Source organism: Anatilimnocola aquadivae, from assembly GCF_049819085.1.
Taxonomy (GTDB): domain Bacteria; phylum Planctomycetota; class Planctomycetia; order Pirellulales; family Pirellulaceae; genus Anatilimnocola.
The window spans coordinates 1,568,173-1,580,258 of the sequence record NZ_CP187419.1 but is presented as its reverse complement, the minus strand read 5'-3'; the positions used below and the strand labels follow the sequence as shown (position 1 = coordinate 1,580,258).

Annotated in this window: 11 protein-coding genes; 9 read left to right on the top strand and 2 right to left on the bottom strand. The window is 58.6% G+C overall.

What is annotated here, in order from left to right:
• Positions 1-163 precede the first annotated feature (163 nt).
• The 3 genes from NA78x_RS06315 to NA78x_RS06305 all read left to right on the top strand — a co-directional run bounded on the left by NA78x_RS06315 (position 164) and on the right by NA78x_RS06305 (position 3,900).
• On the top strand, positions 164-1,000 hold the full coding sequence (locus NA78x_RS06315) for a hypothetical protein (RefSeq protein WP_425617583.1): 837 nt from the start codon (positions 164-166) through the stop codon (positions 998-1,000).
• A 63-nt stretch (positions 1,001-1,063) separates the two neighbouring features.
• A complete protein-coding gene (locus tag NA78x_RS06310; RefSeq protein WP_425617582.1) occupies positions 1,064-3,385 on the top strand; it encodes a HEAT repeat domain-containing protein in 2,322 nt (773 codons plus the stop codon).
• Positions 3,382-3,900, top strand: a complete 519-nt coding sequence (locus NA78x_RS06305; protein ID WP_425617581.1) for a cell division protein FtsH — start codon at positions 3,382-3,384, stop codon at positions 3,898-3,900. Before NA78x_RS06310 ends, NA78x_RS06305 begins: the two co-directional genes overlap by 4 nt.
• A 16-nt stretch (positions 3,901-3,916) precedes the next feature.
• Here the strand turns inward: NA78x_RS06305 and NA78x_RS06300 are convergent, their stop codons facing one another.
• Positions 3,917-5,347, bottom strand: coding sequence for a hypothetical protein (locus NA78x_RS06300; protein ID WP_425617580.1), 1,431 nt, complete (start codon positions 5,345-5,347; stop codon positions 3,917-3,919).
• A gap of 772 nt (positions 5,348-6,119) precedes the next feature.
• On the opposite strand from NA78x_RS06300, the gene NA78x_RS06295 reads away from it, so the two are divergent.
• From NA78x_RS06295 to NA78x_RS06275, 5 genes are all read left to right on the top strand, one after another.
• Positions 6,120-6,800 (top strand): ABC transporter ATP-binding protein, encoded by a 681-nt coding sequence (locus tag NA78x_RS06295; RefSeq protein WP_425617579.1) that lies wholly within the window; start codon positions 6,120-6,122, stop codon positions 6,798-6,800.
• A gap of 28 nt (positions 6,801-6,828) precedes the next feature.
• Positions 6,829-8,448 (top strand): ABC transporter permease, encoded by a 1,620-nt coding sequence (locus tag NA78x_RS06290; protein ID WP_425617578.1) that lies wholly within the window; start codon positions 6,829-6,831, stop codon positions 8,446-8,448.
• A gap of 42 nt (positions 8,449-8,490) precedes the next feature.
• Positions 8,491-8,697 (top strand): hypothetical protein, encoded by a 207-nt coding sequence (locus tag NA78x_RS06285; protein ID WP_425617577.1) that lies wholly within the window; start codon positions 8,491-8,493, stop codon positions 8,695-8,697.
• A gap of 68 nt (positions 8,698-8,765) precedes the next feature.
• Positions 8,766-9,263: a peptide-methionine (R)-S-oxide reductase MsrB gene (msrB, locus tag NA78x_RS06280; RefSeq protein WP_425617576.1), complete on the top strand. Its 498-nt coding sequence runs from the start codon at positions 8,766-8,768 to the stop codon at positions 9,261-9,263.
• Positions 9,264-9,396: 133 nt separating this feature from the next.
• Positions 9,397-10,272, top strand: a complete 876-nt coding sequence (locus NA78x_RS06275) for a hypothetical protein (RefSeq protein WP_425617575.1) — start codon at positions 9,397-9,399, stop codon at positions 10,270-10,272.
• Positions 10,273-10,307: 35 nt separating this feature from the next.
• Here NA78x_RS06275 and NA78x_RS06270 read toward each other — a convergent pair whose 3' ends face one another.
• The gene (locus tag NA78x_RS06270) at positions 10,308-10,676 is read right to left on the bottom strand and encodes a hypothetical protein (protein ID WP_425617574.1); all 369 of its coding nucleotides are present in this window, start codon (positions 10,674-10,676) and stop codon (positions 10,308-10,310) included.
• 303 nt (positions 10,677-10,979) lie between these two features.
• Here NA78x_RS06270 and NA78x_RS06265 point away from each other — a divergent pair, with 303 nt between their 5' ends.
• Complete coding sequence (locus NA78x_RS06265) at positions 10,980-12,047, top strand: hypothetical protein (RefSeq protein WP_425617573.1); 1,068 nt, start codon at positions 10,980-10,982, stop codon at positions 12,045-12,047.
• Positions 12,048-12,086: the final 39 nt, after the last annotated feature.

Genomic DNA, 12,086 nt, shown 5'->3' with positions numbered 1-12,086 from the left:
CGCGATTATTGCTGTTCACCAGGTTTGTCACCACACTTTACTGGGGTTTCTCTAGCGAAATGCAGACATTGCCGTTATTGTGAAGTGCTGCAGAACCAAAGGTCAGCTCACCGATTTTGAACACGGGTTTTGAACACAGAGGTTGGGGCTCATGATACGCGTAATGAGTTGGGTAGCGATCGCGGCAGTGGTCGTGATGGCCGGCACACAGTCGGCCCGCAGTCAGACACCGCAACAATGGCAACAGCAATTGCAGCGAATGCGCGCTCAGGGGCAGCAGCCCAATATTCAATGGGAAAATGCAGAGGTCTCCGGCGCGATCAAGGGCATGCAAGGGACGCTGGTGCAAGTGGCAGCTGCCGGTGGTGAGCAGTGGATCGTCCAACTCGAAGCGCGGCCGCAAGACATTGTCTATCAAGGGACCGCTGATCCCAGCTTTGTGAAAACAGGCATGCTGGTCGAGTTCAAAGCCAAGGTGAACAAGAAGGGGCAAGCCGCCGACCCCGTGAGCAGCTTGACGGTGTTCACGGTGCGGGAAGGTCGCGGCGTCGGCGTGACCCCCGAAGGTGGCCTCGCCAAGGGCGAAGGCGAACTCTTCAGCGAGAACAAGCCCGAGGAAAAGAAAGCTCCCCGCGTGAAGAAGGAAGATGACAACACCGTTTATGTCGTCGCTGGCCAAATCACCAAGCTGAGCCGGCTGGGCGAAATGACCATCAATTGCGCGGGGACAACCGTGAAGGCCGATCTCGACAAAGAGGCCAAGGTGGCCGTCGATGTGAACCACCTGCAATTTGCCCAGGTCGGCGATAAGGTCGAAGTGCGGGCCCGCTATCCCATGGGCCAGAAGGCAGCCGGCCAAGGACTCGCAACCCAGATTTCGGTAACCGGTGCCAAGCCGCTGGGTGAACCGAAAAAACGAGCGCTGCCTGCCAAGGGTGAGGACGCCGGAGCGGCCGAGCCAAAAGCAGAAGAAAAGCCGGCCGAACCCAAGAGCGAGTGAGTTCGTCTCTGCCAGTATCCACACATTTATTCTGCACTCGCTTTTCAGAGGTAGCCACAAGCCATGGGGCTGAAAGATTGGTCTGCGCGGCGTACTCCGCTGCAATTGGCTCTCGAACGCGGTATGAAACCGGGGGGCAAACTGGCCGACGAGGTCGACAAACTGGGCGAGTACGCTGTGACCGCGCGCGGCGATGGCGAAGCCATCTCGCAGGCCCTCAGCACGCTGGCTGAAGAACCGCAGGCCCATGCAGCTTGGCTCCGGCCTCTCACCGGTTTGTTGCAGGACGTCTCCGATGCCGAGTGCGAAGCCTTTGAACCCATCATCGAAATGGGTCTGCCCGCGCTGATTGCCGCCGTCGAAGCGGGACTTGCCGACGAGAATTTGTTTGAACGGGACGACGTCTTGTTCGCCCTGAAGATTCTGGCCATGTATGGTTCGGACGAAGGGACCGACACGGTCATTCAAGCGGCTCAGCGGCAACTCGATGCCGACGACTACATGTGGTCGGTGATTCTGGCCAACTATGGTCGCGAGGGGCATCCGCAGGCCGAGCGCCTGTTCGCGGCTCTCTCCGATCCGCTGCCGACGAAGTTTCTCTCGATGTCACTCCTCGATGCAGCCAACAGCGCGCGACTGAGCGGAGCAGAATTTCCGCACCCGTTCGATTCCGCTGCGGGTATTGCCCAACTCGAAGGCTGGTTGACCGACTCCGATCCCGAGCACGCCAGTTACGCCGTGAGTGCCACGGCCGCGTTACCGTTTCTCGATCATCCCCGCAGCGATGGACTGCTCGCCTTGGCGCTCGATCACGCGAGCGACAATGTGCAACTCGAAGGAGCCTGGGTGGCAGCCAAGCTGGGGCGCGATGCCGGTATTCAGCAACTGGCTCGCTATTGCCTCGATACCAACCACTCCGATGTTGCCTGCCACTATCTAAAGGAACTCGATCGCGAGGATGCCATTCCCGCCGAGTGTCTCGAGCCGGTCTTTCGCGCGAAGGCAGAGTTCGCGCGATGGCTGGCGCATCCTTGCGAACTGGGCGATCCGCCGGACGAGCTCACCCTGGTCGATCACCGCGAGTTAGCCTGGCCCCCCGAGCGCGAAATCATTCCCGTTTGGCTGCTCCGTTTTCGCAAGTACGACACGACGGGGCTCGACGACGATCAAGTCGATGTGGGCATGGTGGGGACGGTTACGTTCTGCCTCTTCACCTATCAATTGAATCAGCGACCACCCGAAGACTGCTACGCCATTCATTGCTACTGGGAACTGACGAACCAGGAACTGATCTCGGAGCTTGAAGTCGAACCGGGATCCAAAGAATACGATCACTTGCTGAAGCAGTATCCGGCCCGCGACCTGAGCAATATTGTGCTGGAAGCAATTGCCGAGCCGGCAGCCAGTTTGAACTATCCGCAAACGCTCGTAGCGATTGGCACCGCCGAGCGCCGCGGCCAGCCAGGCTGGGTCGTGCTCGATGGTCCCCGCAGCCGCTTCTATGCTGCCAGCGAAATACCTCCCGGCGAACGAACCGAACTGGTGCTGAAGGTGCACGTTGGTCGCGAGCTGTTGGGTTTTCGTGAGCCCGTCGATCGCAAGAAATACTTGCTCAGCGAGCCCAGCCAGCAAACCGCGGCCGAATTCGTGGCCAAGTACGAGGACTATTTGCAGAAGGCGCTGAAGCATCCCGCGAATGCCGAAAAAGTGCTCGGCGGCAGCGGAGTGCTCAAGGGACGATTCGACCGTTACGTCAACTCGTTGCAAGAGACGACCGGTCGCGGTCAGGCTGATTTGACCATCGACGCCTACCGGCAGTTGCTCGCGGCGGTGCAAAGCTTGCCGGCGGAGGCTGCCGCGGAGATGTACGATAGTTTTGCTCCGCTAGGCGAGGCGGCCTTTCGTGCCATCGTGGCCTTGAAGGATCAGCATCACAACCAACAACTGCTGGATCTGGTTCATACCTTCGAGCCTTACTGGCAGCACAACATGGGCTACAGCAGCTTAGGTGCGGCTGCCTACGCGGCTGCAGATTCGGTGCTCGCAGAAAAATTGCTGCTGCAACTGCATGCCGATGGCCGCGACAGCTGGGGCGAATCGACGGACATGTTGGCTGAGATCTATCGCCAGCAAGGTCGAATGGAAGAGCGCGACGCGCTCATCATCAAAGCTCTGCTCGCGGTGCAAGAGACGGCCAGCGAATGCACCGGCAAGAGCCTCGCCGAGCAGGAAGAGATTTTTCAGAAGCACCGGGAACACCTGCGGATCATTCCCGATGGCCCGCTCGCCGCGCAGGCCAGCGCTATTCCCGAGACACTTCTACCAGCTGATGACTGGATCGATTTGTTCGGCGAGACCGACGCGGAAGAGCCGCCGCAACCATGACCGAGCCCGCGATACCAAATCACCCGAGTCCAGATCAACCGATACCCAAGCCGCCGAGCTTGGCGACCGCCTATCACGAAGCCGGACATGCCGTTGTCGCGTTAGCGCTCGGGCGATTGGTGCAGCGAGTTAGCATTCTGCCAAATCAACTGCGGCTAGGTGCCTGTGAACTGAAGAAGGGGAAGTCGAAGCAAGCGCACGACCCCATCGAGGACGAGATTTTGATCTTTCTTGGCGGTGTTGCAGCCGAAGCACGCTTTACGGGCGTGTATCACTGGGGCGGTGCGCAGCAGGATCTGCGCTACGTTCGCTCACTCACGACGCAGAGAGCCGGAACGCAAAAGCAGATCGAAAAGCTCGAGCGCCGGATGCTCAGCAAGGTCGAGCATCTGCTCGACGAGCCCGCTGTGTGGCTGGCGACGAAACTCATCGCCGAAGAACTGATTCGCAGCACGACCATCAGCGGCCGCGCTGCTCAGCATCTGTTTACGCAAGCCGCCGCGCAATGCGACTAATGCTCGGCATGGCCAATTAGCCTGGTGTGCCTTCGAACTGCTTGGGGGCGAAGATGACGTCATGATCGCCAAGGTCAGCCAGCAAGTCGTTGCCCGTACCGCCAGTGATCTGGGCTTTCTTCGCATTCAGGTTGCGAATCGAGAGCATGTCGTTGCCGGCGCCCATCGCAACGTTCAGCACTTCGCGAACGTCCATGCTGTCGAGAATGAACTCATCGTTGCCAGCATCGCCGTCGAGGTGGGCGTTTTTGGCAACCACGCGGAACAACGTGACCGAGTCGTCGCCTTGACCGGTACGAATGTCGAGCAAGTTACCGACCAGCAGGTTCATCAGCCCGCCGTCAATTTCGACTTCGTCGTTGTCGCTGCCGGTATAGATTTGCAGATTGCGGCGAACGACGAAGGGGAGCGTGCCATCTTCGCCGCTATTCAGCGAGACCCAGTCTTCGCCGGCTGCTGTATCGATGGCGAGGGCCACCAGCGACGCGCCTTGAACCTCGACCTGGTCGTCGCCCGAGCCCGTGCTAATGCGGAAGTTGTCGGCGGTGATGCCGCTCACCAACACGCCGTCGTCGCCCGCTTCGGTCAAAATGCCGACGTGGTCTGCTGCGGAAACGCCCGCGAACATCACAAAGTCGTTGTCGGTCATTTGGCCCGTGAGGACGCCGCCTGTACCGACGCCCAGGTTACCCACTGTGGTGCCAAGCACTACGACGCCGTCGTCGAGCGCACCGGTGGTAATTGCGAGATCGCCGCGGACCGTATTCAGTACCACTGCCGCCAGGTCGTCGCCCATGGCCGTGCCGCGGCGAGGATCGGTATTGATGAGCAAGTGCGTGGCACTGCTGAGCATGCTCAGAATCAGATCGTTACCCGCGCCACCTTCGACCTGGATGTTGCCGTTCGAGCGCATTGTCATGACTAGAGTGTCGTCGCCTTCGCCCAAGTCGATGAAGGTGTTGCTATTTACGCGCGTCGGTAGTTGCGCCAGTTGTTGCAGCGTGAAGTTGGGATCGTCGATGTCGAACTCTTCTTCGTCGTCTCCCGACAGCCAATCGAAGAGGCCGTTGTCTTCCTCCGCGTCCCCTTCGGGATACGTGGCAATCGCAGCAAACAGATCGTTGACGTAGTCCACGTCGTTGGCGATGCCAACCTTGTCGTTGCCGCCCAGCATGCGAATATCGAGTTTTGTTATTCCGCTCAGCGTCACATCTACAGTGCCCGAGTTGATCGTCGTGCCAGTGACCGCCGTGAGCTTGATGGAGCCGGCCGTGGCACCTTGGCCGATGATGATCTCGTTGGCATTCGCGTCACCCTTGATGACGAGCGTCCCCTTGGTGACCGCGGCGGTGATATTGCCGGCCATCATGGCCCGCTGTTCGAGCGCTTCGATCGAGAGCAGGGAACGAAATGCCGGACGAAACTGCTGGCGCTGACGCGATTGCATGCGTAAACTCACTATAGATAAGGGGATCCACAGCCCGAGCCTGTTAGCCCTGCCCGGGTGCTGCTCGCCGGTTGCCTGTGTAGACGCAACGGCGGGACGAGGGTTGGGTAATTACCCAAGATCGGCCAGTGGTGCAATGCAGAAAGTGCTGGCAGCAACGGGCTGTTTGCCGGCCAACAAGCGCGGCCCTGCGGCCTCTTGAGCACGGCGTCTTGAGCATGGCCGCTGAATCCAGGACGATGAAGATCGAAAGCTCTGCTGGTGACTCGTGGGATCATCCCTGGGAGACCGACTTTCGCGACATTAAGACATTGCAACAAACAATGAAAAAAGTAGTTGACAACAGATCACTACTATGAGCTAATGTCGGAACGCGCTCTCGTGGTTGGAAGTTGCTGCTCGAACCGCGCCCGGTGGGTTCCGTCGGGTTGCACGTTTGTGCCATGGTGGATATCGAGGGGCCTGTCCAAGAGCCAGCCTGGTTGTTGGACAAAAGGAATGAGTTGCCAAAGTTGCCTGAGTTTCGCAAGCGACACAGCGACAACTACTTCCGACAAAACCCAAGCAGGAGTGCCTGTCCAAAAACCCCGGGGTACTTGGACACTTTGGTGTTCGTCGGGAGGATCACTGGAAGCCAGATTGCCTGAGAACGAAAGGCAAAGCGACCACGAAGGCAGACTGGTCTTGCTTGATGCCCGCTCTTTCGCAATTCAGTTGCGTTTGCTAACGTGCAGTAATATCCGTCTTTGATCCTTCACCGCGGCAAACGGACATGCTCGAACTGAAAAACGTCGGCAAAGCCTATGAAGAGCCAGGGGGCAAGCAATTGCCGATTCTGGATATCCCGCATTTCCGCGTCGAAACAGGCGAACAACTGGTACTTGTGGGGCGTAGTGGCTGTGGCAAGACCACGCTCCTGCACACGATTGCCGGTATCAGCCGGGCCGATCGGGGCGAGATCTGGCTCGACAAAATCAATCTCGCGGCTCTTTCTGAAGCGGGCGTCGATCGCGTCCGCGCAGCCAAGATGGGCTACGTCTTTCAGACCTTCAATTTGCTCCCCGGCTTTACCGCCTACGAGAACGTGTTGCTCGGGATGACCTTTGCGCACGGTCGCAAAGATCCGGCCCGTGCGCGGCACCTGCTCAAGCGGGTCGGTCTCGAACATCGCCTGACGCATAAGCCCGGCGCGCTCTCCGTCGGCGAGCAACAACGCGTGGCGGTCGCCCGCTCGCTGGCCAACAAGCCGAGCCTGCTGCTGGCCGATGAACCGACGGCGAACATCGATCCGCGCAATCAGCAGATGATTGTCGATCTGATTCGCGAGACCTGCCGCGAAGAAAACATCTCGCTGCTGATTGTCACTCACTCGCCCGAAGTAGCCAGCCAGTTCGACCGCGTGGTGAAGTTGGAAGAAGTGAATTTGGCCAACCGCGCGTTCATCACTTCGTAAGCACACGGCCTCAACACACTGAATCATCATGAGCCTGATTACCATCGCTTGGCGCAGCATTCAGCAACGGGGCGTCGCTTCGGCCCTCACCATGTTCTCGATGGCGCTGGGCGTGATGCTGGTGGTGGCTGTGCTCACCATTCATGGTGTGCTCTCGCGCTCGTTCGAGAGCAATGCCAGCCTGGGCTTTAATTTGCTGGTTGGTGCCAAAGGCGGCAAAGAGCAACTCGTTCTCAATTCGCTCTACTACCTGAGTTCGCCGGTCGAGAATGTCTCGTACGACTACTACCTGGAGTTTCTCAAGAAACCCGAGCGCGAGCAGGAGTATAAGAATTCGTTGAAGCTGCGTGGCCTGAACCAGGCCTTCGAAGCGGCCGAACTCGCGAGCTTTGCCGCCGGTTCTGGGTTCGAGACACTGGCTTTGCAACAAGCACTCGCAGGCCAAAAACTGGTGGACGCGCGCTGGAATGATCTCGACCGCAACGGAAAGTTTGGTTCGCAGATTGAACTGGCAATCCCTATTTGCCTGGGCGATTACTTTGGGCAGTATCGCGTCGTTGGCACCACGCCCGACTTTTTCGACAAGTTGATCTTCGATCCCGAACACGAGCGGAAGTATGAGTTCGCTCAAGGGCGTAATTTTGTGCATCGCAGCGAAGAGCATGGCTATTTCGAGGCGGTCGTTGGTTCGCACGTGGCCCGCGAAATGGAAGTGAAGCTCGGCGATCAGATCTCGCCGGCGCACGGCAGCCCCGATGGTCATGAGCACGAGCGCAAGTTCACCGTGGTCGGCATTTTGGCGAACAGTGGCACGCCGAACGATCGCGCTGTCTTTGTGAACATGGAAGGTTTCTTCCTGATGGAAGATCATGCGAAGCCGGTGGAACAAGGCGCACCGCCACCGAGCACCGAAGGCCTGACCGACGAGGAGAAAGAGAAAATCGAGAAAGAGCGGTTCTTCTCGCGGCAACGAGACAAACAGCTGATCGATCGCGTCGCCGATCCCGATCCCCTGGCCGTGGAACAACGGGAAGTGACCGCGATTTTGGTGAAGACCGATATGAAGCAAGGCTTCTTCATCGAAGGGGCTGTGAACAAAGGCAAAGAAGCGCAAGCCGTTGCTCCGGTCGCCGTGATCTACGGCATGTTTGACCAGATCGTACGGCCTGTGCAGTTCTCGCTCTTCTTTTTGGCCTCGGTCGTGTGCGCTGTTTCGGGCGTCAGCATTCTGGTGAGCATCTACAACAGCATGAGCGAGCGGCGGCACGAGATTGCCGTGATGCGAGCCCTGGGCGCGGGTCGTGGCAAAGTGATGGCCATCATTCTGCTCGAAGCGACGTTGCTCTCGCTCGGTGGCTGCCTGATTGGCTGGTTCTTAGGTCACGTGGCCTGTTATATCGCGAGCCCTGCCATCGAGCAGCGGACCGGCTTCTTCATTGGAATGAACCTGTGGGGCGATCCGTTCTTTCACCCGCTCGAATGGCTGTCGACTTCCTATGCTGTGACGAACGAGAAGTTCAACGAACAGTTCAAACTGCCGGTCGAGCTGCTGATTGTCCCCTGTCTGATCTTGCTCGCCATGATCGTCGGCATCTGGCCCGCTCTCAGTGCTTATCGCACGGACGTCGCCCGCTCGTTGGGTAAGTAGTTCGGTCGAAACGTCGCGCCGTTTGCGCGTTATCATGCGAGCATGGAAGCACATCAACTTCAGCAGCGGCATTGGTATTGGATTCGTCGTAAGGATGGCAGCCTCGCGCCGTACGTGTTTCATCAGACTCGTCACGACGAACAGGGGCACCTGGTCGCCGACTTTTTTGTGGGCAGCTTTCTCGTTCCGTTTGGCTTGAACCAGATTGAAGGGGAAGCCACGATGCCGAAATTTGCGACGGAGAAGTAATTGTCCGCGAACCCATTTGCCAGTCATGCGGCCGAACATGCGGCGCGAACAGCCAGGAGGAACCACCGATGAAATCCGTGCGTGTCTTTAATCGTGAAGGCCAACTGGTTGGCCCTGTGGCCACAGCCGAATGGGAGTTGACCGACGCCGAGTGGAAGGCCAGGTTGTCGCCGGAACAATTTCGCGTGCTGCGAAATCAAGGAACCGAGCGAGCTTTTTGCGGCACACTGCTCGACAATAAGCAGACCGGCGTTTACACCTGCGCGGGGTGTGGCCTGCCGCTTTTCTCGTCCGATGCGAAGTTCAACTCGGGCACCGGTTGGCCCAGTTTCTTTCAGCCCGTCGCGCCCGAGAATGTGCTGCAACGGTCCGATGTCAGCCACGGGATGCAGCGAATCGAAATTCTCTGTGCCCGCTGCGAGGGGCATCTGGGTCACGTCTTTCCCGATGGCCCACCTCCCACCAGGCTGCGATTCTGCCTGAACTCGGAATCGCTGAACTTCACCCCCAGCGATCAACTTGCGTCGCTCGCCGACCCAGCAGCGGAAGAAGGCGGGGCTGCCTAACCGGGCCGAAGCTCGAAAGGGTGGCACGTTTTTGGAGATTTCGTGGTTTTGCTGTCAGGCGGAACACCTCGGCGGCACAATATCTCTAGTGAAGAGATGGCCTTTTGAGTTTGCCAGCCCGAGTTAGCCTGCCATGGACCTATCGTTGCTCCGAAATTGCGTGTTGTTGTGGGTCGCTTCTTGCTCGGTGGCGAGCGCCGCGATCTTTGATGGCGATTTGGTCCATGTCCGCCGATCGACTGCTGCGGATAGCACAGCCGGTGAGTACTCGAACGACGATCCGACGTACGGCGGTGCTCTTTCGGGCGGCGAGTTTGTCATCGATGCGACCGGCGGCAGATTCAAGACATTTTGCCTGGAATACTCGGAGCATATTGGGATCAATCAGCAGTACTTAGCGACCGTGGACCAAGGTGCTATTTCGGGCGGCCTTGGTGGCTCGGTGAACGGCATCGATCCACTGAGTGGCGCAACGCAGTGGTTCTATCGCGCCTACCGCACTTCGAGTCTCGACGAATTCATGGGCCCCAGCGGATTTGATTACGACAACGACAAGTGGGCTGAATCCTTGCAATTGTTGTTCTGGCGATTAGAAGATGAGTTGCCCAACAACGCATCGCCTTGGGCCTACACCAGCGATAGCGTGATCTTGTCCAACGCAAACAAGCTTTGGGGATACTATCTCGACCACCAGTCGTTTCTCGATGCGTACGACGATCTAGATGTTCAGGTCGTCAATTTGTGGAAGCCCAGCGTTGACGACTGGGGAAAGCCTCTCTACGGCATGACGGACTTTTCAATTCTTGAGGAAGAGAGCTGCGAGGGCATAGAGCTGCGGACTGCACTCGCGCCCTATCGAGCGCAAAGCCAGTTGTACTATTCGGCCGGCGAAGACATTCCGCCCCCTGCGCCCACTCCCGAGCCCGCCTCATTAATCATCTGGGGCAGTATTGCGGCACTTGGTGCTGCTGCCTACAGACGTAGCCGAGTTGCCAAGCCTGTCGCTTGATTTGCCTTGTCTCGGCAAGATTGGAAGCAGGCGTATTAGCGGCGGGCGGCTGCCTGCGGACGCGGCACGTTGAAATACTGCCGGTGATTCATAAAGCCCGCGTTCGTTCCGGTCGGAGCGGCGAGCGACTTGCGGACATTGCCGATCTCTTGCTCAACCCGGCGATTATCGGCCATCTGTTGATAGTTGAGCGTGCCCAACTGCTGCTCGAGTTGCCGCCGGGGCTGCACAAAAGCGTTGTAGGGATCAAGCACACCCACATCGCGGCGAAAGTAGTTGAGCGCGTTCGGCATGACGGGTCCAGCCGGCGGCATGTATCGCCCGGGGTACTGCGCGCTGGCTTGCTGGCAAACGGCCGCCATCAGCATGCTGGCCAGCATCAACGAAGCAAATCGCAGTTTCATAGGTCTGATCCCCAATGATCGATCACAGGGCTATATCCCCCGGCAGCAGTCTCTTGATTTTATCGGGCCGTCCGCGACCGAACAGCAGAATCAACCGAAAAACCCGTGAAGTTTGGCAAACAATGCACCTTCGGAGCAATTGTCGCTAGCGATGCATCCGCTTTTTGTGCGCAGTTGAGACTAACTGTATTAATCGAAAAGATGGGCTGATCCGATAAAAGAGGAACGCAGTCCCTCTGGGGCGGTGTTGATAGATCGCTTGGGGGGCGGCTAAGCCGTCAGGCCTTTCGGAGGCGTTCGCTGATGCGTACTGTAGTTGCAATCTGTTTTGCCTGCGCGGCACTTGTGGTTTCCACAGGCTGTCGGAGCACGGGGCAACACCATGCGGCGCCGCCAGCTCCTCCGCCACCCGACATGCCGCGCGAGCTCTCGAAAGTGGCTTTGCCCACTTACACAATTGAGCCGCCCGATGTGCTCGTCGTTGAAGCGGTGCGGCTCGTCCCGCTTGATCAACGGCTCCGCCCAGGTGACGTCGTTCATGTGCAGATCAGCATTCCACCGCTGGCCGAATTGACGGTCGACGCGGCTCTCGCCATTCAACCGAACGGCACCATCAACCTGGGGCCTGCCTACGGCGGCAACCTGTTGATCGCTGGCTATCCCGTCGAACAGGCCGAAGGTCTGGTGCGGGCTCGCGTCCAGGAAAAATACAAGCCCGACTCCATCACCATCGCCGTCTCACTCGTGGAGACCGCGGGCTCGCAACAGATCGCTGGCCCGCACCTCGTCGGACCAGACGGCACGGTTACCCTCGGCAGCTATGGCAGCGTGCCGGTGGTGGGCCTCACCTTGCGTCAGGCCAAAGAGGTGATGGAGCACTACCTGCGCAACAACGGCCACTATCGGGAGGCTTTGCTGTCGGTCGACGTCGCGGGTTATAACAGCCGCGTTTACTACGTGATTACCGAGGGCGCTGGTCTGGGAGATGGCGTGACACGCTTTCCCGTGACTGGCAACGAAACGGTTCTCGATGCAATCGCTAACGTCAACGGTCTGACGCAGGTCTCTTCCAAAAAGATCTGGATCGCGCGGCCCAGCCCCGACATGGTTGGCTGTCAGATTTTGCCCGTCGATTGGCAAGCCGTGACGGCTGGAGGCTCTGCGACGACCAACTATCAAATTATGCCCGGCGACCGAATCTTTGTTGCCGAAGACAAGCTGGTAGCATTCGATACCAGTCTAGGAAAGCTCGTTGCACCGCTGGAACGAGCGATGGGCTTTGCTCTGTTGGGCGCTGGCACCGCCACTCGCTTCTCGGGCAAGGTACTGCAAGGTGGTGGCAATCCGGGAAATGGGTTTAGTGGTCCGTAACCAGTTGCCGGCATTGGCCCTTCGGGCGGAGATACAGGG